Genomic DNA, 25,160 nt, shown 5'->3' with positions numbered 1-25,160 from the left:
GTGAAGTACCTTCATCAATCGTAACGCATTTGCGTCGGTTGCACAAGCCATTGCGTTGATTGCACAGACCATTGCATCAGTTGCACAGACCATTGCGTCGGTTGCGCAAGCCATTGCGTTGATTACACAGACCATTGCGTCGATTGCACACGCCATTGCGTCGGTTGCACAGACCATTGCATCAGTTGCACAAGCCATTGCGTCGGTTGCACAAGCCATTGCATCGGTTGCACAGACCTGTGCGTCGAGTGTATTGATTGAATTGACCTCAGTGTCGTGTTTATTGCTATCAATATGTTATGCAATTGAATGAAATTCAATTATTTAAAATAAATAAACATATCTAAAATAGCGTGATGGTGGAGCTTATTGAAGCCGCATTACTGCCGGTTGGCTCGCCGCGGTTGGTGTCTTCACCAACCGCAATACTTTTAATTAACTTGCTGGTGAAAACACCAACAAGGGCGGAACACAATTCTATATAATTAATTTCCTATGTCCCTATGTGTTTCATTTAAACCCATAGGGAAAATAGAATTAAGGTTTGTAGAAAGAAAACAGTAAAAGGTATAATACTTTCAGGATGATACCCGGATATTTATGCAGCAATACTATAATTCGTTATAAAAAGTCCGTCTTGTTATTAAAAGGTGCATTCAATGCCTTGTAATACCAAACAACCAAAACTGCGAATTATGAAAAAAATACTTTTACTTTCAGGCATCATTTTATCATCTGTAAACGCCATTGCCCAGATACCCAATTCCGGATTCGAATTGCAAAATGGCGATGGCACACCCAGGCTCTGGAGACAGGCGAATGCCATTGCAATCCCGATTGACACGACTTGTCAATGGATAGGTTCGGATAGTGTAAGATTTGTTACGGACGATGCGCATACCGGCACAAGGGCGCTGGAATTAAGAGTGGCAAAATACTGTGACTTTACCTATGGTGGCGACATCAAGCCGGTAAATTATGATGCCGATTCATTTGTAGATCAGCGTATTGCTTTTACTACAGCGCCTTCCAAAATTTCGTTTTATTATAAATTAATGCCGACGGCGGGCGATTATGCCCGTGTAGATGTTTTACTGGAAGGCGAAAGCGGGAACGCACTGGCCGATACATCCATAAAACTGACAACAGAGCAACTGAACTGGACTTTACAGTCTATTCCATTTCATTACAGCAGTATGGAAACGCCCGTTTATATGACATTGAAACTAAAAATCTCAAGTGATTCCCTTACTCATTACGGCAGCCGTTTTGTGATGGATGATTTTAATACGGAAAGTGTAACCGGCATCAACGATCTCAAAAATGAGCGGATAACTCAGTTAAAATGTTTTCCGGTGCCGGCAAATGATAAATTGTCTGTATGCCTCTCCGGCGGCGGTGCAGAGTTAAGTGGTTCTCTCAATATCATTGACGCGACGGGTAGGGTTGTTCAGCACCGGAACGTAAAAACGAAAACAGCTATTTTTGATATTGCATCATTACAATCGGGTGTTTATTGTCTGGTTTACACTTCAGGCAACAATATAACTACTTGCAGGTTTACGAAATAATACCGTCCTCGTTTAGTGGATAGGATTTTATCCTATCCTGTTCTCTGTCGCCCTTTCAGGGCTTGAAGGAATGCAGAAAGGGTGAAATAAAAAAGCGATGGATTGAATCCATCGCTTTTTTATTTATTCAGATCATCCAGTTGTTTTTGTGCGGCCTTTGCCTGTGACGCTTTTGCAGCAACCACACGTTCGAAATATTTAACGGCCTTTCGTTTCCTGTCAAGGCTTTTGTTACACATGCCCGATAAATAAACGGCTTCCCAATGTTTAGGGTCTTTATCGTTTGATTCTGCTGTCTTGAAATAAAGTAAGGCGCTTGCAAAATTATTTTGCTTGTATTGCTGCATGCCAAGCTCAAAATCGCTTTTGGCAGTTTTTGTATCTTCTTCTTTCTTAGGAGCCATAGCCGCTGACGGTGCGGCAACTTGTTTCTTCGCAGTTGGTTCAGGCGGGTTATTTGTTTCTTCTTTCTCTTTTTCGTTTGCCGCCAGTAAAGGTTTGTCCGCACTCACAATTACAGTATCAGCCTTACGGGCAAGCGCAATGTTTGCCAGGCTGTCTTTTTGTGCTTTTAATTTTTCGACTTTTACCGTTGCCAGATAAACAGAATCTTTTGCCTTTTTTTCGGCAAGCAATTGCAGGGAATCCGGTTTGGGAGCGGCAAGGCTCTGCGTACTCATATCGTTTACAGGACGTGGCTCCGTATCGGCATTGGGTATATTGGCAGCTATGTTTTCTGTATTCTTTTTGGAACCCAATTCATAATACCATATCAAGCCAAAACCGATTATCAATGCAGCGGCGGCGCCCATTGTTTTGAGCCAGATGCCCTGAGGATTGGAATTATATTTATTAGGTTCAGGAGCAGCCGCTTCGGCATTTACCTTAACTCTCGAACGTTTTTTGGAAGGTACGTAAGCAGGCTGTGCTTCGGGTTCTTTCTTTTCTACAGGTTTTTCAGGCAGGATTATGGCAGGCAAAACAGGAGGAACCATCGATGCAATAAGGCTTTCGGCATTCTGGACTGCTTCAAAACCATCAAGTGCATCATTGCAAAGGGTGCAGCTGCTTAAATGCAATTCGACAGCGCGCAACTCTTCCGGATATAAACTACGATTCAAATACCCCAATAGCTGGCTCTTGCTGAGACAGGCGCTTTGGTCAAGTATTTGCAATATTTTATGGTCGTCGTTGTGCATGGTCAGGCCTGGTTCGTAATCTTTTGTTTAAGGCAATTCTTAAGATTTCGTCTGCCGTTTTGAATATTGGTTTTTACTTTTTTATCTGAAAAACCTGTTAGTATAGCTGTTTCGTTATAACTTTTCTGGTTCAGGTAAAAATGCTCGATGCATTGTTTTTGTTCGTTATTCAATGCTTTCAGGCAAAGGTGTAATGTCAGTATCAGATGTTCTTCGTTAAGCTTATGATGCAGGGTTTCTTCCGATTCCATAATATCCATATCCCAGTCTGCTACTATTTTCTGATTAGGGTCTTTTTTCCTCAGCTCCATCAGGCAATGGTTCTTTACCACCTGATAAAACCAGGGTTTAAATTTCCGTACCTGATGCTGGTGCACATCGGTCCAGATGCGTACAAAAATTACCTGTACCGCATCTTTGGCTAAATCAGGCGACTTTAAATACTTGATGCACACGCCGAGCGCCAGGTGAAGGTAGCGCTGGTATAAAACACCAAATGCTTCCTGATCCTGCTTTATGGCAATGCGGTGCAGCAAATCCTCGTCGCTGAGGTTTCTGTAATTATTATTAAGCAAACAACGGGGGTTTTAAAAAAATCTGTTGCTGTAAAAATAGGATTTTAAGTTTATGCCAAAATCACAACCCTTATATTTATTCCTAAATCTTTTATAAATAAACTTAAAGCCTATAGTTTTGCAATCATGGACAGTAATAAGAGTATTAACATACGAAAAGCATTGCCCGGAGATACGGAAGCCATGATGCGTCTGATACACGAACTGGCATTATACGAAAAGGCACCCGAAGAGGTTACGGTTTCACCGGAGCATTTTAAGGAAAGCGGATTCGGTTCAAATCCTGTTTGGTGGGCCTGGGTAGCAGCGGTGGAAGATTCGGCGCTTATGACATCAGAAATTGTAGGATTTGCCTTATATTACATTCGATATTCAACATGGAAAGGCCAGCGCATGTATCTTGAAGACATTATTGTAAATGAGCAATGGCGGGGCAATGGCATCGGAGGAAAATTAATGGATGCATTGATTCAGGAGGCAACAGAAAAGAAATTCAGCGGCATGCTCTGGCAGGTATTGGATTGGAATGAACCGGCTATCCGCTTCTATAAAAAATACGAAGCACGGTTCAGCAGCGAATGGTTGAATGTCAGCATAGAATTATAAAAATTTTTTCCTGAAAAATAATGCTGTCCTAATATAATAAACCTATTTTAGCAGCCAACACACAATTGTATGGAATTACAAGTTCAAACACTCGGCAAATTCAAATTCGTTGAAGAAGGCGAAGGAGAACCATTAATTTTATTGCATGGTCTTTTTGGGGCGCTCAGCAATTTTAAAGACCTTTTTGATTATTTTAAAAGTAAGTACAGAGTCATTATTCCAATGCTGCCTTTGTTTGAACTGGGTTTGGACACAGGCGTTGGTTCGCTGGCGAAATATGTTCAGAAGTTTATAGAATCGCGAGAATTTGACAAGGTGCATTTAATGGGTAATTCTTTAGGTGGCCACATCGGTTTGATTTATACTTTAGCCAATAAGGACAGGGTAAAGACGCTGACATTAACCGGCAGTTCGGGTTTGTTTGAAAACGGTATGGGCGAAACTTATCCCAAACGCGGCGATTATGAATTTATCCGCAAAAAAACGGAACTGACTTTTTATGATCCTAACATTGCGACTAAAGAACTGGTAGATGAGATTTACGATATTGTAAACAACCGCCTGAAAGCTATAAAGATTATTGCTTTGGCAAAATCTGCCATAAGAAATAATCTGAGCGATGAGTTGCGCGAAATCACAGTGCCCACTTGCCTTATCTGGGGAAAAAATGACACAATTACTCCGCCAATGGTTGCGGAAGAGTTCAAGCAATTATTGCCTAATTCAGAATTACACTGGATTGACAAATGCGGTCATGCTCCCATGATGGAGGTTCCGGCTGAGTTTAATGAGATTTTGTCTGAATTTTTGAGCAAGCATTCAGCCAGCTGATTGTAGCATAAAGAAAGATTATACACTATTGCACATCTTTGGAACAGTTTTTGACGTTGATATAATAAAGAGACGATTAGCAATTTAAAAACGCAATAGCCATGTTTATATACCAACTTATATCATCAGAAATTCCTTCCCTTACAATGGAAGATACCGGAGACAAGGCATTGCAGCTAATGCAGGATCACCAGATTTCCAATATCACGATTGTGGAAGGCGATGAATATAAAGCTTTGATTAAAGAAGAAGATTTACTGAATTGGGAAACGCCTGAAAAAGCTTTGTCTTCTGCTGATTTTACCAACTTTAAGCCTGTGGTTTATGGTAACCAGCATCCTTATGAAGCCATCAGAAGAGCTTTACAACAAAATATTTCTATTGTTCCTGTACTGAATGAAGACAATAAGTATATGGGCAGCGTCAGCAGGAACGCTTTATTCGAGTTTATTTGCAACAATTCCGGTTTAGACAAATCGGGCGGTATACTTTGCCTTGAAGCAAAACCTGCCAATTACAGTCTTTCTGAAATTGCACGTATCTGTGAGAGTAACGACGTTATCATTACCAATCTGCAGGTATTTACTTATCCGAATCAGGAATTGATGGAAATTGTTATTAAAACGAATACAAAAGACATTCAAAGCCTGGTAGCTTCTTTTGAAAGATATGAATATGAGGTTAAGGAAGTGTTTGGCGAAATGCCGGCAATGGAAAGCATGATTGACCGGTATCAGTCGCTGATGCATTATATTAACATGTAACTCCAATTAAAAATTCGGCGAAATTACTTAAGAAATAGAATTTCGGTTCACATCTTAAATCCCTCCTTAAACGAGGGATTTTTTTTGTGTAAATTTGCAATCTCTCAATAAGTTTAATTAACAACGATTCGAAATGGCAATAATCAGTGTTCAGCATTTAGTGAAAAAATATGGTGATTTTACGGCTGTAAATGACCTTAGTTTTGAAGTGGAAGAAGGAGAGGTTTTCGGCTTGCTGGGCCCGAACGGCGCGGGTAAAACCACAACGCTTGAAATCATTGAAACACTACGGGAAAAGACGTCCGGTACGGTTATTGTTGATGGTAAAAATCTGGATACGCATCCTAATGAAATAAAAAAGGTAATCGGAGTTCAGTTACAGGCGGCAGGATTTTATCCTAATCTTAACCTGAAAGAACTGATTGAATTGTTTGCGGGTCTTTATAACGTAAAGACCGATGCAATGACTTTGCTGAAAAGTGTGAATCTTGAAGATAAGGCAAAGAATAAGTTTAAAGAGCTTTCGGGCGGCCAGAAGCAACGGTTTTCCATAGCAACAACTATTATCAATAAACCTAAAATCATTTTCCTTGATGAACCGACTACGGGCCTTGACCCGCAAGCCCGCCGTAATCTCTGGGATTTGATACGCGAGTTGAAAGCCTCCGGTACAACGGTTGTAATCACGACGCATTATATGGATGAAGCAGAAGAGCTTTGCGACAGAGTTGCCATTGTAGATACCGGTAAAATAATTTCTTTAAATACGCCCGATACATTGATAGACAATTTAATAGCATCCGGATTTGAACGTAAAAAGAAAGTCAAAGAAGCTAATCTGGAAGATGTATTTATTGCACTTACGGGTAAAGAATTGAGGGAAGGGTAGTTGGTAAAATACATTATAATAAAAGCCTGCAAATCATCAAGGTTTGCAGGCTTTTCAATATCCAATTATATCAGATGCTTATTAACTGAAAGCATCTTTTATTTTCTCAAAAAAACTTTTTTCTTTTCTTGCATCTTCACCCGGTTCAAAATTCGGGGAACCTTTTAATTTCTCCATAATCTTAAATTCTTCATCGCTCAGGTTTTGCGGTGTCCAGACTTTTACCTGAACCAATTGATCGCCTTTATTATAACCCTGAACTTCAGGGAAACCTTTTCCTTTCAACCTGAATATTTTCCCGCTTTGTGTTCCCGCCGGAATCTTGATTTTAGCTTTACCGTCAATAGTCGGCACTTCAACCTGTGTTCCTTTAATTACATCATAAAACGATAATGGAAGCACATACTGAACGTCGTTACCGTCACGAACCAATTCCGCATGCTTTTCTTCTTCAATCAGAATCAACAAATCACCTGGTTGTCCGCCACGCTCACCAACATTTCCTTTGCCGCTCATGCTTAGTTGCATGCCGTCCTGAACACCTGCAGGTACTTCTATGGTAATTGTTTCTTCGCCGTAAACCCTGCCTTCACCTTTACATGACGCACATTTAGCCGTAATTGTCTGCCCTTCGCCATGACAGGTAGGACAAGCTGTTACCGTTTGCATTTGTCCCAGGAACGTACTTTGAACCCTGCGAACCTGGCCGCTGCCACCGCATGTATTACAATTCTGAACCGAGTTTTTATCCTTAGCGCCGGAGCCGTTACAAGTGCTGCAATGCACATGCTTTTTTACTTTGATTTTTTTGGTAGCGCCGTGTGCAATTTCAGCATAGTTCATCTTTAGTTTTACACGAAGATTGGAACCACGGGAACCGCCACCGTTACGGCCTCCACCCTGACGTCCGCCACCAAAGAAACTACCGAACATATCATCTCCGAAAACATCGCCGAAATTGGAAAAGATATCTTCCATGCGCATGCCACCGCCAAATCCGCCACCGCCATTACCACCTGCAGCGCCACTCATGCCTGCATGCCCGAAACGGTCGTATTGTGCTTTCTTATTGGTATCGCTTAAAACTTCGTAAGCTTCCGCAGCTTCTTTAAATTTATCTTCGGCAGCCGCATCTCCCTGATTTCTGTCGGGGTGATATTGCATGGCTACTTTGCGATAAGCTTTTTTAATCTCATCAGCAGATGCACCTTTCTGCACTCCAAGCACTTCGTAATAATCTCTCTTGCTCATATTTGGTTTTTCCTGAACTATCAGGAAATAGTTTTTATAGTACTAAAATTTATTCTTTGTTGGCGATATCGGTATTGCATTAATCGATTATTTACCAACCACAACTTTTGCGTGACGAATGATTTTATCGTTCCAGAAATATCCTTTACTCACTTCGTCTATTACTTTTCCTTTCATTTCTTCGGTCGGAGCAGGAATTTCAGTGATGGCTTCATGCAATTCCACATCAAAATCCTGATCTTTACTTTCCATTGCTTTTAAGCCACGGTTTTGTAAAGTGTTTTTTAATTTGTTGAATACCAGATTTATACCTTCTTTAATTGAAGGTAAATCTTCTGATGATTCCATTTGTTTTGCGGCTCTTTCCGAGTCATCGACAACATCCAATAAAGCTTTCACAATATCTTCACCGGCTGTTTTGGTCAATTCCATTTTCTCTTTTGCCGTTCTTTTCCTGAAATTGTCAAATTCAGCAACAAGGCGTAAATACCTGTCGTTGGATTCTTTTAATTGGTTTTCCAACTCCTGAAATCTATCAATTTCTTCATTAGCCATTTCGTCATTCAAATGCGTCGTTCCTGACAAACTATCATCTGCATTGAAGTTTATGGCAGCCTCATCGATATTATGCTCTTTATTTTCGTTATCGTTATTTGCTTCATTTTGAAGCTCCTGGTCTTTATTATTCATTTCTTTCTTTTTATTAAATGGGTTAAATCTGCTCATCTGATTTATATTGTTCAAAAGTTTTGCCAAACATAGCGATTAAGTCAAATTGACATTTTGAATGCCGTTTTATTTGTTGGTAAAAACGCCAACAAAGGCGAATCGGAATTTGGATTTTAAAGTTTTCACTTTGTGTCTTTCTTTCTTTTGTCCTTTTTACTATTGACAATTTACTAACGACTATCGACTTTTATTTTAATACTGTCTGTCCAGTAACCACTCTGCCAAGCTTCTCAGGTAAACCTTTTTTTCTTCCGGTAAATTAATCTTATCCAAATAATTGAATGATTCGGTAGAATATTGATTTATAATGTCTTTGCTATGCTTATCAATATTTAATTCAAGAAATAAATTACGAACATTCTCCACTTTTTCATCATCATCCTGTTCCAAAGCCACATCCATTTGAACCAAAGCATTTTCATTGGCCAATTCGCGCGATTTCAACATCAGGAAGGTCTTTTTATTAGCCCGTATGTCGCCACCGGGTTTTTTACCTATTTTTTCTTCTGTACCGAAAGTGTCTAAATAATCATCCTGCAATTGAAAAGCGATACCCATGTGCTTGCCGAACTCATACAAATTATGTGCATCTTCTTCGCTCGCTCCGGCAAGAACAGCGCCCATTTTAAGGCTTGCAGCCAAAAGAACGGATGTTTTTAACTCAATCATTTTCAGGTATTCATGAATAGATACTTCATCCTGATTTTCGAAATCCATGTCCCATTGCTGTCCTTCACAAACTTCAATCGCTGTTTTATTGAAAATGGCAAAAATACCCGGCAGATATTGCGGACTCACCTGACCTAAGCATTGATAGGAATAAATACCCATAATGTCTCCGGAAAGAATGCCTGTCGTTAAGCCGTATTTCGCATGAACAGTTGGTTTGCCTCTTCTCAACGGCGCTTTATCCATAATGTCATCATGGATAAGTGTAAAATTATGAAACAACTCTACTGCCATTGCCGCATGAAAAACATCTTTATTTATCCCGCCAAACATTTCGGCAGCCATAAGGCACAATGCAGGCCTGATTCTTTTCCCTCCGGCTTCCAATAAGTAACGGCATGGCTCATACAAATTTTCCTGATGAGCGGGAAAGGGAACGAAACTTTTAAGATGTTCTTCAAATATCAATGATATGTCCTGAAATGATTGCATTATCGGTTGTTTTCTAAGCGAGCAAAGCTAAGATAAGTATAGGAATGTTTCGTTCAAAAAATCGTCTGTCGGGGTAAGAAACGGTGGTAATTAATTGTAAGCGCCTTTGTTCCCCATTCGCAGCATAATATGTTCGGATAACTGTCCTACCTTTGTTTTATGAAAAAGTTATGTTTCCTTGTTTTCGTGTTTTCACTTTTAGCTGCAGGTTCATCCCGTGCACAAAACATCGCTTCTTATGCTGCCGATGACCTGAATAAAAGAACATCGGGCAAGGATACAATCTATATCGTCAATTTCTGGGCGACATGGTGTATTCCATGCGTAAAGGAACTGCCTGCTTTTAATAAAGTGCAGGAAGCCTATAAAGACCGGCCCGTAAAAGTCATCCTTGTAAGTTTTGACTTTAAGGAACAATATCCCGATAAATTATCAGCCTGGGTCAGAAAGAAGCAATTGAAACCCGAAGTAGCATGGTTCAATGAAACCAATCCTACTTTATATATTCCCAAGCTTGCTCCCGAATGGGAAGGTGGCTTGCCTGCAACTATCTTAATCAATAATACCACCGGCGAACGTTTGGTAAAAGCTAAGGAAATTACTTTTGAAGAGTTGAAAACATGGATTGACAAACAGTTGTAGCGAAATGTCTTTAATCTTTTATTTTAAGAAATTCAATAAGATAATCGTTTAAAAAGGCAATAGTTTTTCGAAAAGCTATCGCCTTTTTCGTATTTTTGACCCCGTATGAGAAATATTAAAATCATAGAAGTCCGATCGGAAATTGGTGCGGGTACACGTGGTGCCAGTTTAGGTGTAGATGCCATTAAAGTTGCTGCTCTTGATTTCATGAGTAGCCTTTTTGTTAATATACCTACCGAAGTTATTCCGGATGAAAATAAATTATTGTACGAACCGGTTGAATCGCCTTACGCCAAAAGGATTAAAGGGGTTTATACCATGTACGAGCGTATCTCTCAGTCGGTAAATGAAACCCTGAAATCAGGTTTATTCCCTATTATCCTGGCGGGCGATCACAGTACTGCCGGAGGTACCATTGCAGGTATCAAAATGGCAAAACCCAAAGGTCGTTTAGGTGTTATATGGATTGATGCCCATGCTGACATGCACACACCTTATACCACACCTTCAGGCAATATGCACGGTATGCCTCTGGCTGCCTCTTTAGGTGAAGATAATACGGAAAACAAAACGCATAAGCTGGATTCCAATACTGTGGAATGGTGGAACAAACTGAAAAATATCGGTAAGATCTTTCCGAAGATTATGCCGGAAGATATTGTCTTTATTGGCTTGCGCGATTATGAAAAGGAAGAAGAAGCTTTGCTGAAAAAACATAACATCAAAGTTATTCCGGTACAGGAAGTACGTAAAAAAGGTGTTGAAAATATTGTACGTCAGACTATGTTGCATCTGAGCAATTGCGAAGATGTATATGTTTCGTTTGACGTAGACAGCCTGGACAGCTCAATTTCAAGAGGAACCGGAACGCCTGTCAGCAATGGCCTGAAAGAAAAAGAAGCAGAAGATATTTTAGCAACATTGATGCAGAATCACAAGATTTGCTGTTTTGAAATTACAGAAGTAAACCCGACTTTGGATAAAGAAAACCTGATGGCTGAAATTGCCTTCAATATTCTTCAGAGAAGTGTCAACTTATTACTGGTGAATTAGTTAAGAAATGAAAATGGAAACATCATTATTGGTGTTTTCGCACCTACAACATAACAGATGAAATCGTTTGAAGTTCCTGTGCATTACCGTAGCCCGCTCATTACGGCCATAAAGAACCAACGCAGGAAAGAAGATAAATTGAAAAAGGATTTTAAGCCTACCATATTGCATATCGGTAGCCTTGAAGTTATATTGGCGCGTCACTTCGGTTTTTGTTACGGTGTTGAAAATGCTATTGAAATTGCATTTAAGGCTGTAAGCGAAAATCCGGGTAAAAGGATATTTCTTTTAAGTGAAATGATTCATAACCCACAGGTGAATGCTGACCTGATTGCAGAAGGCGTCCGATTCATTATGGATACTTACGGCAAACAAATTATTCCCTGGAATGATATCAATGAAGATGATATTGTAATAATCCCGGCCTTTGGTACCACACTCGAAATTGAATCCATTCTTAAAGAAAAAAACATAGAGCCTACCAAATATAACACTACATGTCCTTTTGTTGAAAAAGTATGGAACCGTAGTGAAAAGATTGGCAAAGATGGTTACACGATTGTTGTTCATGGAAAACCTAAACATGAAGAAACGCGAGCAACATTCTCACACAGTAAAGCGCATACGCCAACGATTGTAGTAAAAGATTTGAAACAGGCTGAAAGGCTTGCCAAATATATATCAGCTGAAGTACCCGCTGCGAATTTTTATGAAGAGTTTGAAGGGCAATATTCTTTAGGGTTTGATGTAACGACGGATCTTGAAAGAATAGGAGTTGTGAATCAGACAACTATGTTGGCCAGCGATACACAGGGTATTGCAGATTATCTGAAACAAAAGATTGCGCAACATTATAATCTGGATGAAACCGGCATAAAAGACAGGTTTGCTGATACACGCGATACATTGTGTTATGCTACCAATGACAACCAGACAGCCGTAAGCGGCATGCTGGAAACAACGGCCGATTTTGCACTGGTAATCGGTGGTTATAACAGCAGCAATACTTCTCATCTTGTCGAGCTATGCGAATTGAAACTGCCGACTTACTTTATCAATCATGAAGATTGCCTTATAGATCTGAATACAATAAAGCACTTTGATTTACACCAGCATCAGGAAAAAATAACGGAACAATATTTTCCTGCACACGAACCTGTAAAGGTGCTGATTACTTCAGGAGCCAGCTGCCCCGATGCTTTGGTGGAAAGGGTTATTAACAGGTTATGTGAGCTTTCGGGAAATGCAGTTGAATTGATGAAAGTGCAGGAAGCCCTGATTTAACTTGTTGCTATTATCAGGCTTTTTTTTCTTTTTCCTTTAGAAACTTATACTTCCAATAAGTATAGATAGCATTCCCCTTTGCAATTTTCCAGCCACGGGCACCATCTAAGAAACCGGCCTGAAAAACAAATTCTTTTACAAAAGAGAATAGGGGAGAAATATATCTTTTTAGCGGTGTTGCTTTCTTGTCTTGCTGAAAATATTTATCAGCTGAAAGCCTTGCGTATCGCTGTGATTTATTTAAAAATGTCTGATAATCATCAGCAGTGAAATGCATCAGACTGCCTTGCAATTTCTGATGAATGGTTTCTGCATCTTGCTCCAGTGATTCATGGACCAGGGCATTGTCCCATTGTGTCCGGGTTTTGTTATATAACCTCCTGACATTGTCATTTCCCCAGGAACCATGCTTCATCATTTTACCTTCAAAAAAAGAATACCGCCGGATACTGAACTGTGTTTTCGTAGAAAGCGTATCAAAATTTAAAGCGCAGATGGCAGATACGAGACTTTCATCAGGCACTTCATCACTGTCCAGAGATAATATCCAGTCATTGGCAGCAGTCAAGGCAAGTTTGTTTTTTGTAATACTGTATCCTTCCCATTCAACAGGTACTATGCTGATCGCCTTATGATTTAATGCAGGAGATATTTCATTTAAATTACCATCATAGCCTATGCGAATTTCTGATACTTTATCAGCAAGACGATTGACGATGTCATCCAATTTTGGGTGCCAGTTATTAGTTACGATACAAACCGAAACAGGAATGACGATGATTTTATTTGAAATAAGAGGTTCGATAATTAACAGAATATTTGGTTAAAATGCGGTTTGACAAAGATAGGCTAAGATATCTGACTTTTTGTATCTTCTCTTTTCTTCAGTATAGCAACTGTCAATCTGCTGACACAAATCAGCTTCCGGTTTTCATCAGTAATTTTTATATCCCAGACATGGGAACTTGCGCCCAGGTGTAAAGGTGTTGCAGTGGCTGTAACAATGCCATTTTTAACGCCTTTCAGATGATTGCAGTTGATTTCAATGCCAACGCAAATTTGCTTTTCATTATTGATACACATAGAACTTGCCACGCTACCTATTGTTTCTGCCATTGCTGCCGACGCTCCGCCATGTAATAATCCGTAAGGCTGCCTTGATCTATTATCAACCGGCATTTCCAATTTAAGGAAATCATCTCCGATTTCTGTAAAGATCATGCCTAAAGTTTCGGCCATTGTGTCCTTTCCAAGCCTGTTCAAAGCTTCAATTGTGTAGTTTTTGTCGTACCAGATGCTCATTTTTAAGACATTTTGGGGTAAAAAATTATGTTAAAGACAGATTAGTTACCCAATTCATCTATAATTTATAAAGATTGCAATTAAAATAGCCATCTTTTTATTTATGTAAAAAAAATTAATTGCATTAAAGATTATCTTTGCTTCATCAATTTTAATTCAATTACGTAAAATACAAAAAGATTCTTTATGATGAAGGTACTTATTGCCGGGGCGGGCAAATCATCCTCTCATTTGATTGACTACATGTTGACCAATGCAAAACAAAAGTGGAGAGTAATTGTTATGGATTCAAATCCGGAAATGATTGCAGAGAAATTAGCGGGGCATCCAAAGGGCGAGGCAGCAGTAATTGATATAAAAGACGAAACAGCAAGACAAGCTTTGGTAAAACAGGCTGACATCGTAATTTCATTGATGCCACCTGATTTGCACTATTTACTGGCAAAGGATTGTATTAAGTATAAAAAGAACCTGATCACTTCTTCCTACGTTTCCGATGAGCTTAAAGCTTTGGATGAAGAAGCCAAGAATGCAGGTGTTTCTTTCATGTGTGAAATGGGTTTGGATCCGGGTATAGATCACATGTCTTCAAGTTCTATCATTCATGGCGTACAACGTATTGCCGGTTCTATCGTTAGTTTCAAGAGTTTTTGCGGTGGTCTTATAGCGCCGGAAAGTGATGATAATCCATGGCATTACAAAATAAGCTGGAACCCGAAGAACATTGTACTGGCAGGAAAGCAAGGTGCGGTTTGGCTTGAAAACGGTAAAATCCATGAAGCCAAATACGAACAGCTTTTTTCATCCACAAAGAAGATTAAAGTAGAAGGTGTAGGGCCTTTAGGTTATTATCCTAACAGGGATTCCATAAAATATCTGGATCTTTATAACCTGGATGATGTTAAAACCTTTATGAGGGCTACGTTGCGTCACCCTTCATTTATGAAAGGATGGAATATAGTTATCGAAGCAGGTTTGGTAAATGAAGATGATTCGCTTGAGGTTGATAATCTTTCTTATGCTGACTGGGCAGCGCAAGTTACCGGTAGTAAGAATGATGCTTCTTTGAAAGATAATTTCAAAAAGCAATTTGATGCGGATGATAAAGAGATAAAACAAATTGAATGGCTTGGTTTATTTGATAACAGAAGAATAAACGGTATAGGCAAAATGAGTTCTGCACAGATTCTGCAAACCTTGTTAGAGGAAAAATGGAAAATGAGGGCATTGGATAAAGATCAGGTTGTAATGGAACATCAGATTGAATATGAACGCCGCGGTGTTATTGTGAAGTTCAACAGTACAATGGTTGTTACAGGTGAAAGCCGCCAGCACAGCGCTATGTCTAAAACAGTAGGCTTACCGATGGCTATATTGGCTAAGAAGATTCTGTTACAGGAAATAAATACCAAAAGTATTTTGGGTGTGAACATTCCTGTTATGCCGGAAGTATATGTTCCTGTTCTGAAAGAATTGAAGAAGCATGGTATTGAGTTTATGGAATCGATTGATTAGTTTTTTAGTATCCGACCCAAATATAGAAAAGCGGCCAACAGAAATGTCGGCCGCTTTCGCTTTGATTAAAATAAGACTATTAAATAACGACGTTAATCATCCTGCCTTTTACATAGATGAATTTCTTGGGCTCCTTGCCATCCAGCCATTTCAGGATAACAGGGTTTGCAAGAACTTCCTTCTCTACAAATGCAGGATCAGCATCAAGGTCAAACTCAAGTTCTGTGCGGCTTTTACCATTTATTGCTACAGGGTATACTTTGGTATTTTCAACCGTATATTTACTTTCCCACTGAGGGAAAGGAGCATGAATAATTGAACCTTCATTGCCCAATTGTTTCCAAAGCTCCTCTGCAATATGCGGCGCATAAGGACAAATTAATTGTACCAATGGTTCCAGTATAGCGCGCTTGTTGCATTTCAAATCCATCAGGTCATTCACGCAAATCATAAACTGGCTTACGGCTGTATTGAAAGAGAAACGCTCGGTATCGCTTTCAATTTTTTGAATCGTTTTATGCAATACTTTTAGTTCCGCATCAATAGGCGTTTCATCGGTTACTTTCCAGCCTGTTTGTTCGTCATTGAACAAACGCCAGAACTTTTTAATAAAACGGTGTACGCCTTCAATGCCTTTGGTATCCCAAGGTTTGCTTACATCAATAGGTCCGAGGAACATTTCGTACATACGGAAGGTATCGGCACCGTATTCAGCTACTACATCGTCCGGATTGACTACGTTATAATATCTTTTACTCATTTTTTCAAGAAGAGAGCCGCAGATATATTTCCCATCTTCTAAAAGAAATTCAGCGTTAGCATATTCTTCCCGCCATTGTCTGAATCGTTCAATATCCAACTGTACACCGTCCACGATATTTACATCAACATGGATTTCATCACATGTATAATTATCCTTCAATCCTGCTGATACAAACTTGTTAGTTCCACTTATTCTATAAACCAATCTTGAACTTCCTCCAATCATTCCCTGATTCACCAATCTTTTAAAAGGCTCATCAAAACTAAGGAAACCCAAATCAGACAACGCTTTTGTCCACATACGGCTGTACAACAAATGTCCGACGGCATGTTCCGTTCCGCCAATATACAAATCCACCTGATTCCAGTAATCGGTTGCATTTTGGGAGGCAAATGTTTCCTCGTTGCCATTATCCATATAACGCAGGAAATACCAGCTACTGCCGGCATAACCCGGCATGGTGTTGGTTTCGCGCTTCAATATCTCACCATCATTATTGGTAACCATCACCCAGTCTGCAATATTTGCCAACGGCCCTTCACCTTCAGGTCCCGGTTTGTAATTCTCAACATGAGGTAGCTCCAAAGGCAGTTGCTGCATGGCTTCCGGAAGGTTGGCTCCAGCTTCATTGATGATGTAAGGCACATTTCCTTTGTAAACCACCGGAAACGGCTCGCCCCAATAACGTTGACGGCTAAAACCTGCATCGCGCAAACGGTAATTGATTTTGCGCGTACCGATTCCTATTTCTTCCAATGCCGCTAAAACCTTTGCAGCAGCTTCTTTTACACTAAGTCCGCTTATAAATTCGCTGTTCTGAATCGTAACATTCTTATCAGAAACAGCAGCCTCGCCATTATATAAATCACCGAAAATATTGGTAACCGGAATATTGAAATGTTTTGCAAAAGCATGATCCCTGTCATCACCTGCAGGAACGGCCATAATTGAACCTGTTCCGTATCCGGCCAATACATATTCAGAAATCCAAACAGGAATTTCCTTTCCTGTAAACGGATGCACAACATAAGCGCCGGTAAAGCAGCCGCTTATTTTCTTCTCTGCCTGACGCTCGCGCTCACTGCGGCTCTTAACATAAGCTACGTATTTCTCAACTTCTGCTTGTTGCGCTGCTGTTGTTATTTCATTGACGAGTTCATGTTCCGGAGCCAACACCATAAAGTCAACACCAAAGATGGTATCGGGTCGGGTAGTGAAGACCTCTATGACCCCACTCGCATCTTCCTCTCCTTTGGAGATGGCCGGGGAGAGGTGAAATTTCACAGATGCTCCTTCACTCTTTCCAATCCAGTTGCGCTGCATTTCTTTCATGGCTTCGCTCCATTCAAGGTTGTTCAGGCTGTCAATCAGCCTGTCTGCAAATTCAGTAATGCGCAAAAACCATTGGCTTAGTTTCTTTTTCTCTACAGGATAGCCACCACGCTCACTTACTCCGTTCACTACTTCATCATTAGCCAACACCGTTCCCAATGCTTCACACCACCAGACTTCTGCATGATCAAGATAAGCCAAACGGTATTGCATCAATACAGCGCGTTGTTCTGCTTCATTTTTCAGGTTCCATTCTTCGGCAGTAAAAGACAGGGTATCATCTCCCGGAGCCGGGTTTGACGCATTGCCTTCTTTATTGAACAGTTCCATCAATGATTCAATCTTTTCCGCTTTCTGGGTTTTCCTGTTAAACCATGACTGGAATAATTGTACAAAGATCCATTGTGTCCATTTATAATACTTTGCATCGCTCGTGCGTACTTCGCGTGTCCAGTCGTAATTGAAACCGATGTTATTCAACTGTTCTTTATAGCGGGCAATATTCTTTTCAGTTGTAACAGCAGGATGTTGACCGGTTTCCAGGGCATATTGTTCCGCAGGCAAACCAAATGCGTCAAAGCCCATAGGGTGCAGCACGTTAAAACCTTTCATGACTTTATAACGTGCAAAAATATCGGAAGCAATATAACCTAAAGGATGACCGACATGCAGACCTGCACCACTCGGATAAGGGAACATGTCCAAAACATAATATTTGGGTTTGGATGATTCGTTACTTACTTTATATACCTGCTGCTCCTGCCAGAATTCCTTCGCAGCCTTTTCTATTTGTTGAAAATTATATTCCATCTTTTATTTTGTGTTCGACTTTTGATAAGAAAGTTGCCAACTTTTAATAAAGCTGGCAACTTTACGAGAACGCAAATTTACTCTAATCTTAATAGTTAGAAAAATACAATTGAGGTTGTGTAATTTATAGCCGAACTTGTTATTGTATTTTTATCTCTGCCGTATCGGTATAGGTCACTAATTTCTTCATGATATCATCTTCGGTAGTGCCGCCATTATGCAGTTTGACAGCTTTTATCTGATAAACAGAGAAAGTACCATCCTGCATTTTGTTCAATTTACAGTCATATTTCGTTTCGACGGTATCGCCCGCTTTGTAGTTTGGCAGAAAATCGCCGCCGCAATCAACTATTGATTGTGAATGTGCAGAGAATAAATTTCTTTTTTTGCCGCCCTTGAAATTGATAATGTCATAAATATCATGGCATTCACCCATCCATACTGTAGCACTGCGAATTACAATTTCTTTAATGCCGTCATTATTTAAATCCTGAATATCAGATGCAGAAAATTCACCTTCCTGGCCCTCCCAAAGCAATTTAAAATTGTCAGAAAATAACAATAATAAATTGCGTGCCGTACCGGAAGAAGAACCGGCTTCACCGGATAGCAATATGAGTTCCGTTTTATAATGCTTATCTGTAAAATAATCTTTGCTGTCAAAAAAATCTGTGGTGTCGACATCCGACAAATTCCAGATGTTTTCACCATGATTATTAATTAAAGAATCGGCAATCCGGTAAATAAGCTCTGTTTTGCTGCTGTTATCAATTTGCTTTACGGTATCAGTAAGGGCAGTTTGCTCCTCCGGCGCTTTGTCGGATGATGGGTTTTTACAGGAGAAAAGGAATAACAAAATTGGAAGAAAGGCTAAAAGTTTTTTCATTTTCTTATTTGGTGATTGTTTTTGTAAAGCTAATGAATTACATAACCTCAAAAAAAAAGAGTTGCCTGCTTTTTTAAAAAGCAGGCAACTCTTCAGATAATAAAATCAATTGTTATTTAATGTTATCCGGTTCAAAATCCAGTGAAACGGAGTTCATGCAAAAGCGTTTGTAGGTTGGAGCTGGGCCATCGTCAAATATATGTCCCAGGTGCGAATTACATCTTGCGCATTCCACTTCCGTACGTTTCATGCCATAAGAATTATCTTCTTTATATATGACACTGTTGGGCCTTTCCGTTTCGAAAAAGCTTGGCCATCCGCAGCTGCTGGCAAACTTCGCGTCAGAACGGAATAATTTGTTGCCGCAAACGGCGCAATAATAAGTTCCGTGAGCATCTGCATCCCAGTATTTACCCGTAAAAGCACGTTCCGTGCCTTGTTCGCGGGAAACATTGTATAAATCCGGAGGAAGAATTTTCTTCCATTCTTCATTGCTGACATTCAAATGCGCAGTATCTGTGCGCGAATAATAAGGATTGTTTTTATGATTTTGTTCCATTACGCTTTTGTTTTGTTGTGCATTACCATTACATCCTGCTAAGGTACAAAACAGCAAAATCAATAGAGGGATTGCTTTCATTTTTAATATTGCTTTTTGTTTTTAAAATTATTGTTTCAACTTATCTTTAAATACCATTCGGAATTTATCAAGCTTCGGCCTTATGACCATTTGACAATAAGGCTGATTGGTATTGTTATCATAATAATTCTGATGATAATCTTCCGCATTGTAAAAAACAGTGTAGGGACTTACTTCCGTAACAATTTTACTGTTGTAGGCTTTTTCTTCATCCAATCGCTTAATGTAATATTGCGCCAGTTTCTTCTGCTCGTCATTGTGATAAAAAATAGCGGAACGGTATTGCGTTCCTTCATCATTGCCTTGCCTGTTCAGCTGGGTTGGATCATGTGCCACAAAGAAGGCGGCCAATAATTCATCATAAGAAATTTTGGAAGGATCGTAAATGATATTGCAGGCTTCGGCATGGCCTGTTGTTCCTGTGCAGACAAGCTTATAACTTGGGTGAGGAACGTTTCCGCCTATAAAGCCGGATGTTACGCTCGTTACTCCGTTTAGCTGTTTGAATTGTTCTTCTACGCACCAGAAGCATCCGGCTGCAAAAGTTGCGGTGTCCGTTGTTTTCTTGTCAATGTTGCTGTCCTTTTGGGGACTTGTCATTTCATTAAAAGCTGATGTAGGCTTCATGTGCTCGCCCTGTTGCCCGCAAGCAGCGAAGGGAATAGCGAGCAATAAGAAATACAAGTGTTTTATTTGCTTTCTGAAAGCAGAAAATGTGTAGTTCATTCTTTTTCCTTTTTTTAATTGATAAAATTTACGAAAATTTCATCGGTTTATTCAATATGATTCGTTAAATCTATGTTTCCGGAACCTATAGAGATGGGTAGTTCCTTCTATAAATATACGGTTTTAACGCTCTTTTGGTTTTGATATTGCCGCCGGAAATCAACAATTGCTTTTTGTCAAGCATGACGTTATCATTATTTTCTATCGGTTTTATTTAGCCTTATAATAACTAAGTTGATAATTGGCAATATCTAAAAAAGCAAGGCTGCCGGGCCTTGCTTTTAAAAATGTATTGATTTGGGAATTGCAAAGTATTATTTAATCTACCGGAGGCAGCCACATGGCGCCACCAACGCTGCTACGCGTAGCTCCGGTAACAGAATGCAGTACATTGATTTCTTCTCTCCAACGTAAAGCGCCGATTAAAGCCATTGCCAATGCTTCTTTATGCTTGATGGTTTGCTCATCAGGAACCACCAATTCTATATTGCCGTTTTTATTGAGCTCTTCCTGTAAGATTTCCAGTAAAAACTCATTGAAAGCGCCACCACCGGTTACAAGCATCCGTTGTGTCTGTAAAGGGTTTTGGTAAGGTAATATTGCGTTTGCAATCTGAGTAGCTATATGTTTGGTAGCAGTATGCAGCGCATCATTATCATTGGTAATGGAAGCGAAATGAGGCAATACGGCTTCGTGTACAAAATCGTTATGCAGGGATTTTGGCGCTTGCTTTTTATAAAATGTAATATCATTTGCCTGTTGCCATACATCTACATTATGAACACCTGCTTTTGCCATCAGGCCTTTGTCATCGTATTCTTTGGATTGTTTGTTGGCAAAGAAATTTAATAACTGATTGGCAGGACAAATGTCGAAAGCCAGAGGTTCTTCGGTACTGTTGATAGTGACATTTGCAATGCCGCCTATATTCAGACAAAAATCATAATCGCTGAACAGCATTTGATCCGCAATGGGCACAATGGGAGCGCCTTGTCCGCCGAGGGCTATATCCATATTGCGTAAATCGGTTACGGTTGGCAGTAATGTCCAGGCTGCAATAGCAGCGCCGTCCCCGATTTGGGTAGTTGTTTTTGTATTAGGTTCGTGCCAGACAGTGTGACCGTGAGAGGAAATAAAGTGAACTTTATGTTGCAGGTTATTTCTGTCAATAAACTGAACGACCTGTTCTCCAAGGTAATGCCCAAAACTTGTATGTAAACGTAAGAATTCAGGAACAGACATTTTACTGGCACGCTTCAAATCATCGGCAAGCATGGAAGGATAGGGCACACATTCGGCATTCAATATTTCAAAGCTCCATTTGCCACTGATCTCCGTCAATTGTGTAAAGGCAATATCAAGCCCGTCCAAAGAGCTGCCTGACATTAAGCCGATAACATTATAAACCATTTCTTTTGTATTTGATTTTCTCACAAAGGCGCAAAGACACAGAGCTATTACTTGGAGCCTTTGTGTCTTTGTGAGCTGTATTATTTAATGACTTCCGCTTCCAGATCATAATCAAAAGCCTTTGTAATTCTCGCCTGTACAAAATCGCCAATTGGTAAGTCTTCGTCGGAATGGATAATTACTTCATTGTCCACTTCCACGCTGTCGTATTCCGTACGGCCTATATATCTTCCGGCTTCCATTTTATCAATCAAAACCTTGAATTCCTTGCCAATCAATTCCTGATTTTTTTCGTAAGAAATTTCCTGCTGCACTTCCATAATTTCCTGGGCGCGTGCTTCTTTTTCTTCGGAAGATAAAGTGTCTTCTAAATCATAGGCAGAAGTATTTTCTTCATGCGAATAGGTAAAGATACCGACACGCTCAAAACGCATTTCTTCCAGATAGGCTTTCAGCTCTTCCACATCATCGCGTGTCTCACCGGGAAAGCCGGTAATCATTGTGGTACGCAATGCTATTTCAGGGACACGGTCACGGATGGAGTGAATCAAATCCGTCATTTCAGCTTTGGTAATCTGACGTTTCATAGCTTTCAACATATTGTCGCTGCAATGCTGCAACGGCATATCGAGGTAATTACAAATATTGTCGCGCTCTTTTATTACGTCTAAAATATCCATCGGGAATTTGGAAGGATAAGCATAGTGTAGGCGAATCCAAGTTAAACCTGGAATGTCGGAAAGATGCCTTAATAAATCGGGCAGGGCACGCTTTTTATAAATATCCAAACCGTAGTAAGTCAATTCCTGCGCAATCAGCATGATTTCTTTTACACCATTCTTCACCAGATGTTTTGCTTCGGTGACAATTTCTTCAATGGTTTTGGAAACATGTCCGCCGCGCATTAAAGGAATGGCACAAAAAGAACAGGTACGGTTACAGCCTTCCGATATTTTGAGGTAAGCATAATGTTTGGGCGTTGCCAGCATACGCTCACCCAACAATTCTTTCTTAAAATCGGCGTTCAGCTCTTTCAGCATGAATGGCAATTCTAAAGTTCCGAACCATGCATCCACTTCCGGGATTTCTTTTGCTAAATCTCCACGGTATCTTTCACTGAGGCATCCGGTAACATAGACTTTATCAAGGCGGCCTGCTTCTTTGTAAGCAACCTGCTCCAATATGGTATTGATAGATTCTTCCTTCGCTTTATCAATAAAACCGCAGGTGTTTACCACTACGATATTATGGTCAAATTTTTCGTTTTCGTGAATCACACCAATTTTATTGGCCTTTAACTGGCCACCCAACACCTCACTGTCCACCATGTTTTTGGAGCAACCCAGGGTAATGATATTTACTTTATTCTGTTTTAATGTTCTGCTTTTCATCCCTTCAATTAAGTCTGCAAAGGTAATTCATATTAATGGAATGAAAAGGCCATAATCTATCGGGGTTTGAAGCGGATTAAATGTTTAACGAACAGGCTTTTTGGGATAAGATTTCCTCCTATCTTATTTGCTTTCGCCCTTTCAGGGCTTGCGGGATTATATTTATTCCATTTAAGGCATTGTTTAGCTCATTTTTGCACGACGTGCAAAAAATATCATTAAAATTTCCGCGCGCTCAGAGGTGTTCGCTTTCGCGCATGAGGCGTTTGCAGCAGCGACAGCGGTCATAGATTTTGTGTCAGACCTTATTTCCTTTGAGTAAGAGGTGTTTGCACTTGCGCAAGGGCTATTTCTTCGCTGCAAGAGGTGTTCGCATTTGCGTCAGTGTTCATTTCTTTTGTGTCAGCGTTCATTTCTTTTGTGCAAGAGGTCATTTCACGGACGTCAGCGGTCATTTCTTCTGATTATATTAAAACCGATTATATGCATGAGGTCTTCGCACGAATGTAAGAGGGGTTCGCAAAGATGTAAGAGAGGCTTGCGGGAAATTTCAGGAGGCTTGCGTGTTTGCAAATGGCTGATTATCATGTGATGTAGCCGTTCGCGTCGGGAGCAAAGTGGGTTGAAGGGGGAGATGGGTGGCTTGCAGCTATTTTTATGAGGCTTGAAAATGAGTAACAGGGCAGGGATTTGCCTCTTATCACTTCAGCTTTGTGTACTGCGCTTATTGCATATTTGCCATTTTTTCTACGATTTGTCTTGTGGTTAGTGAGACACCAACCACGGCGGGAGTGTATCATTTTAGCTTTAATTACTGTGCTTATTGAATATTTGCCATTCTTTCTGTCTGTATATGATTGGTGAGACACAGCCACGGCGGTTGAGTATTTACATAAATATTTTGCAGCGCCTGCTTCGGGAGAGGCTGTTTCATGGTGAAAACAGCGGTGGTATGGCTTGTTTTTATCTTAAAAAAATGTATTTTAACGGCCTATTAATGAGAACCATATATACCTGTAATATTACATTTCAACATGAGCGACAACAAGACAGGCTTTCAAGTAGAACGGATTGCTTTTTTCAGCGATGCAGTATTTGCCATAGCTATCACACTGATGATAATCGAAGTAAAGCCTCCCCATCTGCATGACGGTGAAAGTTCAAAAGAAGCAATTAATGGGTTGCTGAATATAGCCCCTATGTTCTTTGGGGTAGCATTAAGTTTCATTTTTATCGGGCTGTTCTGGGTACGCCACCATCAACTGATGCGGTATGTAGAAAACTATACATCAAAGTTTATATCGCTGAATATGGCATTTTTGCTGACTATAATATTTCTGCCGTTTTCTACCGCTTTTGTTTTCGAAAATAATCACTCATCTACTGTTGTGCCGATGGTGTTTTACAATGTCAACTACATATTCGCGGCCTTGTTAAACTATATGCTTTTTAGTTACACGCTCAACAAGGGTAATGGCCTCGTGGGTAAAGATGCACCTTCTATTGCGCAATACAGGCTTGAGTTATTGTTTCCAATAGTAGTATATACATTGGTAATAGTAGTGTCTACGTTTTCACTACAGTATGGACCTATATGCTATGCGGCCTTTGCATTTCAGAGTGTGTTGCGCAGGCGTAAAAAAAGGTGATTTATCTGTATTGTGGTTGGTGGGACACCAACCACGGCGGAGGAACAGGCCTGCACCAGCGAGGAGTATTTACAAAACATTTCGCAGCGTCCAGAACAGGCCACAGGCCTGCACTAGCATAAGATGGTGGTCGGTGAGTATTTACAAAACATTTCGCAGCGTCCAGAACAGGCCACAGGCC

Annotated in this window: 25 protein-coding genes; 11 read left to right on the top strand and 14 right to left on the bottom strand. The window is 40.1% G+C overall.

Annotated features, from left to right (window positions below):
• Positions 1-55 precede the first annotated feature (55 nt).
• Positions 56-313, top strand: coding sequence for a hypothetical protein (locus F0919_RS17585; RefSeq protein WP_150034096.1), 258 nt, complete (start codon positions 56-58; stop codon positions 311-313).
• A 382-nt stretch (positions 314-695) separates the two neighbouring features.
• A complete protein-coding gene (locus F0919_RS17580) occupies positions 696-1,571 on the top strand; it encodes a T9SS type A sorting domain-containing protein (RefSeq protein ID WP_190277425.1) in 876 nt (291 codons plus the stop codon).
• A 119-nt stretch (positions 1,572-1,690) separates the two neighbouring features.
• Here F0919_RS17580 and F0919_RS17575 read toward each other — a convergent pair whose 3' ends face one another.
• Together F0919_RS17575 and F0919_RS17570 are read right to left on the bottom strand one after the other, a co-directional pair.
• A complete protein-coding gene (locus F0919_RS17575) occupies positions 1,691-2,770 on the bottom strand; it encodes a tetratricopeptide repeat protein (protein ID WP_150034094.1) in 1,080 nt (359 codons plus the stop codon).
• 2 nt (positions 2,771-2,772) lie between these two features.
• Positions 2,773-3,345 (bottom strand): RNA polymerase sigma factor, encoded by a 573-nt coding sequence (locus F0919_RS17570; protein WP_150034093.1) that lies wholly within the window; start codon positions 3,343-3,345, stop codon positions 2,773-2,775.
• Positions 3,346-3,471: 126 nt separating this feature from the next.
• Between F0919_RS17570 and F0919_RS17565 the strand changes: the two genes are divergently transcribed.
• The 4 genes from F0919_RS17565 to F0919_RS17550 all read left to right on the top strand — a co-directional run bounded on the left by F0919_RS17565 (position 3,472) and on the right by F0919_RS17550 (position 6,435).
• Positions 3,472-3,951 (top strand): GNAT family N-acetyltransferase, encoded by a 480-nt coding sequence (locus F0919_RS17565; RefSeq protein ID WP_150034092.1) that lies wholly within the window; start codon positions 3,472-3,474, stop codon positions 3,949-3,951.
• A gap of 69 nt (positions 3,952-4,020) precedes the next feature.
• Positions 4,021-4,782 (top strand): alpha/beta fold hydrolase, encoded by a 762-nt coding sequence (locus F0919_RS17560; RefSeq protein WP_150034091.1) that lies wholly within the window; start codon positions 4,021-4,023, stop codon positions 4,780-4,782.
• 101 nt (positions 4,783-4,883) lie between these two features.
• Positions 4,884-5,546: a CBS domain-containing protein gene (locus F0919_RS17555; RefSeq protein WP_150034090.1), complete on the top strand. Its 663-nt coding sequence runs from the start codon at positions 4,884-4,886 to the stop codon at positions 5,544-5,546.
• A 133-nt stretch (positions 5,547-5,679) separates the two neighbouring features.
• Positions 5,680-6,435, top strand: a complete 756-nt coding sequence (locus tag F0919_RS17550; protein WP_150034089.1) for an ABC transporter ATP-binding protein — start codon at positions 5,680-5,682, stop codon at positions 6,433-6,435.
• 81 nt (positions 6,436-6,516) lie between these two features.
• On the opposite strand, the gene dnaJ is transcribed toward F0919_RS17550, so the two are convergent.
• From dnaJ to F0919_RS17535, 3 genes are all read right to left on the bottom strand, one after another.
• A complete protein-coding gene (gene dnaJ, locus F0919_RS17545; RefSeq protein WP_150034088.1) occupies positions 6,517-7,686 on the bottom strand; it encodes a molecular chaperone DnaJ in 1,170 nt (389 codons plus the stop codon).
• 87 nt (positions 7,687-7,773) lie between these two features.
• Positions 7,774-8,412, bottom strand: coding sequence for a nucleotide exchange factor GrpE (locus F0919_RS17540; protein WP_235903542.1), 639 nt, complete (start codon positions 8,410-8,412; stop codon positions 7,774-7,776).
• Positions 8,413-8,607: 195 nt separating this feature from the next.
• Positions 8,608-9,576, bottom strand: a complete 969-nt coding sequence (locus F0919_RS17535) for a polyprenyl synthetase family protein (RefSeq protein ID WP_150034087.1) — start codon at positions 9,574-9,576, stop codon at positions 8,608-8,610.
• Between the two features lie 159 nt (positions 9,577-9,735).
• On the opposite strand from F0919_RS17535, the gene F0919_RS17530 reads away from it, so the two are divergent.
• The 3 genes from F0919_RS17530 to F0919_RS17520 all read left to right on the top strand — a co-directional run bounded on the left by F0919_RS17530 (position 9,736) and on the right by F0919_RS17520 (position 12,555).
• Complete coding sequence (locus tag F0919_RS17530; RefSeq protein ID WP_150034086.1) at positions 9,736-10,218, top strand: TlpA family protein disulfide reductase; 483 nt, start codon at positions 9,736-9,738, stop codon at positions 10,216-10,218.
• 105 nt (positions 10,219-10,323) lie between these two features.
• A complete protein-coding gene (locus tag F0919_RS17525) occupies positions 10,324-11,271 on the top strand; it encodes an arginase (protein ID WP_150034085.1) in 948 nt (315 codons plus the stop codon).
• A 57-nt stretch (positions 11,272-11,328) separates the two neighbouring features.
• Positions 11,329-12,555 (top strand): 4-hydroxy-3-methylbut-2-enyl diphosphate reductase, encoded by a 1,227-nt coding sequence (locus F0919_RS17520; protein ID WP_150034084.1) that lies wholly within the window; start codon positions 11,329-11,331, stop codon positions 12,553-12,555.
• 13 nt (positions 12,556-12,568) lie between these two features.
• Here the strand turns inward: F0919_RS17520 and F0919_RS17515 are convergent, their stop codons facing one another.
• Both F0919_RS17515 and F0919_RS17510 read right to left on the bottom strand, forming a co-directional pair.
• Positions 12,569-13,282 carry a glycosyltransferase family 2 protein gene (locus tag F0919_RS17515; protein WP_150034083.1) on the bottom strand — a complete coding sequence of 238 codons (714 nt, stop codon included), beginning with the start codon at positions 13,280-13,282 and terminating at the stop codon, positions 12,569-12,571.
• Positions 13,283-13,404: 122 nt separating this feature from the next.
• Positions 13,405-13,857 carry a hotdog fold thioesterase gene (locus tag F0919_RS17510; protein ID WP_150034082.1) on the bottom strand — a complete coding sequence of 151 codons (453 nt, stop codon included), beginning with the start codon at positions 13,855-13,857 and terminating at the stop codon, positions 13,405-13,407.
• Positions 13,858-14,043: 186 nt separating this feature from the next.
• Between F0919_RS17510 and F0919_RS17505 the strand changes: the two genes are divergently transcribed.
• Positions 14,044-15,372: a saccharopine dehydrogenase C-terminal domain-containing protein gene (locus F0919_RS17505; protein WP_150034081.1), complete on the top strand. Its 1,329-nt coding sequence runs from the start codon at positions 14,044-14,046 to the stop codon at positions 15,370-15,372.
• 79 nt (positions 15,373-15,451) lie between these two features.
• On the opposite strand, the gene leuS is transcribed toward F0919_RS17505, so the two are convergent.
• The 7 genes from leuS to F0919_RS18495 form a co-directional block, all read right to left on the bottom strand.
• Positions 15,452-18,277 carry a leucine--tRNA ligase gene (gene leuS, locus F0919_RS17500; protein ID WP_150034080.1) on the bottom strand — a complete coding sequence of 942 codons (2,826 nt, stop codon included), beginning with the start codon at positions 18,275-18,277 and terminating at the stop codon, positions 15,452-15,454.
• Between the two features lie 139 nt (positions 18,278-18,416).
• Complete coding sequence (locus tag F0919_RS17495; protein ID WP_150034079.1) at positions 18,417-19,163, bottom strand: hypothetical protein; 747 nt, start codon at positions 19,161-19,163, stop codon at positions 18,417-18,419.
• Between the two features lie 112 nt (positions 19,164-19,275).
• Positions 19,276-19,803: a peptide-methionine (R)-S-oxide reductase MsrB gene (gene msrB / locus F0919_RS17490; RefSeq protein WP_150034078.1), complete on the bottom strand. Its 528-nt coding sequence runs from the start codon at positions 19,801-19,803 to the stop codon at positions 19,276-19,278.
• Between the two features lie 27 nt (positions 19,804-19,830).
• A complete protein-coding gene (msrA, locus tag F0919_RS17485) occupies positions 19,831-20,529 on the bottom strand; it encodes a peptide-methionine (S)-S-oxide reductase MsrA (RefSeq protein WP_150034077.1) in 699 nt (232 codons plus the stop codon).
• A gap of 318 nt (positions 20,530-20,847) precedes the next feature.
• Positions 20,848-21,939, bottom strand: a complete 1,092-nt coding sequence (locus F0919_RS17480; RefSeq protein WP_150034076.1) for an anhydro-N-acetylmuramic acid kinase — start codon at positions 21,937-21,939, stop codon at positions 20,848-20,850.
• An 80-nt stretch (positions 21,940-22,019) separates the two neighbouring features.
• Positions 22,020-23,330 (bottom strand): 30S ribosomal protein S12 methylthiotransferase RimO, encoded by a 1,311-nt coding sequence (gene rimO, locus F0919_RS17475; RefSeq protein ID WP_150034075.1) that lies wholly within the window; start codon positions 23,328-23,330, stop codon positions 22,020-22,022.
• Between the two features lie 305 nt (positions 23,331-23,635).
• On the bottom strand, positions 23,636-23,785 hold the full coding sequence (locus F0919_RS18495) for a hypothetical protein (RefSeq protein ID WP_190277424.1): 150 nt from the start codon (positions 23,783-23,785) through the stop codon (positions 23,636-23,638).
• A gap of 579 nt (positions 23,786-24,364) precedes the next feature.
• On the opposite strand from F0919_RS18495, the gene F0919_RS17470 reads away from it, so the two are divergent.
• Positions 24,365-24,979: a TMEM175 family protein gene (locus F0919_RS17470; RefSeq protein WP_150034074.1), complete on the top strand. Its 615-nt coding sequence runs from the start codon at positions 24,365-24,367 to the stop codon at positions 24,977-24,979.
• Positions 24,980-25,160: the final 181 nt, after the last annotated feature.

Source organism: Taibaiella lutea (assembly GCF_008629695.1).
Classification (GTDB): domain Bacteria; phylum Bacteroidota; class Bacteroidia; order Chitinophagales; family Chitinophagaceae; genus Taibaiella; species Taibaiella lutea.
The sequence above is the reverse complement of the archived record's forward strand: the minus strand, read 5'-3'. Positions and strand labels throughout refer to the sequence as shown.

Bases quoted from the DNA above. Each gene is read 5' to 3' on its own strand.
- F0919_RS17480 (WP_150034076.1), bottom strand. From the start codon at position 21,939: ATGGTTTATAATGTTATCGGCTTAATGTCAGGCAGCTCTTTGGACGGG.
- rimO (WP_150034075.1), bottom strand. From the start codon at position 23,330: ATGAAAAGCAGAACATTAAAACAGAATAAAGTAAATATCATTACCCTG.
- msrB (WP_150034078.1), bottom strand. From the start codon at position 19,803: ATGAAAGCAATCCCTCTATTGATTTTGCTGTTTTGTACCTTAGCAGGA.
- leuS (WP_150034080.1), bottom strand. From the start codon at position 18,277: ATGGAATATAATTTTCAACAAATAGAAAAGGCTGCGAAGGAATTCTGG.
- F0919_RS17555 (WP_150034090.1), top strand. From the start codon at position 4,884: ATGTTTATATACCAACTTATATCATCAGAAATTCCTTCCCTTACAATG.
- F0919_RS17575 (WP_150034094.1), bottom strand. From the start codon at position 2,770: ATGCACAACGACGACCATAAAATATTGCAAATACTTGACCAAAGCGCC.
- F0919_RS17525 (WP_150034085.1), top strand. From the start codon at position 10,324: ATGAGAAATATTAAAATCATAGAAGTCCGATCGGAAATTGGTGCGGGT.
- F0919_RS17530 (WP_150034086.1), top strand. From the start codon at position 9,736: ATGAAAAAGTTATGTTTCCTTGTTTTCGTGTTTTCACTTTTAGCTGCA.
- F0919_RS17535 (WP_150034087.1), bottom strand. From the start codon at position 9,576: ATGCAATCATTTCAGGACATATCATTGATATTTGAAGAACATCTTAAA.
- F0919_RS17560 (WP_150034091.1), top strand. From the start codon at position 4,021: ATGGAATTACAAGTTCAAACACTCGGCAAATTCAAATTCGTTGAAGAA.
- F0919_RS17505 (WP_150034081.1), top strand. From the start codon at position 14,044: ATGATGAAGGTACTTATTGCCGGGGCGGGCAAATCATCCTCTCATTTG.
- F0919_RS17495 (WP_150034079.1), bottom strand. From the start codon at position 19,163: ATGAAAAAACTTTTAGCCTTTCTTCCAATTTTGTTATTCCTTTTCTCC.
- F0919_RS17540 (WP_235903542.1), bottom strand. From the start codon at position 8,412: ATGAGCAGATTTAACCCATTTAATAAAAAGAAAGAAATGAATAATAAA.
- F0919_RS17550 (WP_150034089.1), top strand. From the start codon at position 5,680: ATGGCAATAATCAGTGTTCAGCATTTAGTGAAAAAATATGGTGATTTT.
- dnaJ (WP_150034088.1), bottom strand. From the start codon at position 7,686: ATGAGCAAGAGAGATTATTACGAAGTGCTTGGAGTGCAGAAAGGTGCA.
- F0919_RS17520 (WP_150034084.1), top strand. From the start codon at position 11,329: ATGAAATCGTTTGAAGTTCCTGTGCATTACCGTAGCCCGCTCATTACG.
- F0919_RS17580 (WP_190277425.1), top strand. From the start codon at position 696: ATGAAAAAAATACTTTTACTTTCAGGCATCATTTTATCATCTGTAAAC.
- F0919_RS17565 (WP_150034092.1), top strand. From the start codon at position 3,472: ATGGACAGTAATAAGAGTATTAACATACGAAAAGCATTGCCCGGAGAT.
- F0919_RS17470 (WP_150034074.1), top strand. From the start codon at position 24,365: ATGAGCGACAACAAGACAGGCTTTCAAGTAGAACGGATTGCTTTTTTC.
- msrA (WP_150034077.1), bottom strand. From the start codon at position 20,529: ATGAACTACACATTTTCTGCTTTCAGAAAGCAAATAAAACACTTGTAT.
- F0919_RS18495 (WP_190277424.1), bottom strand. From the start codon at position 23,785: ATGACCGCTGACGTCCGTGAAATGACCTCTTGCACAAAAGAAATGAAC.
- F0919_RS17510 (WP_150034082.1), bottom strand. From the start codon at position 13,857: ATGAGCATCTGGTACGACAAAAACTACACAATTGAAGCTTTGAACAGG.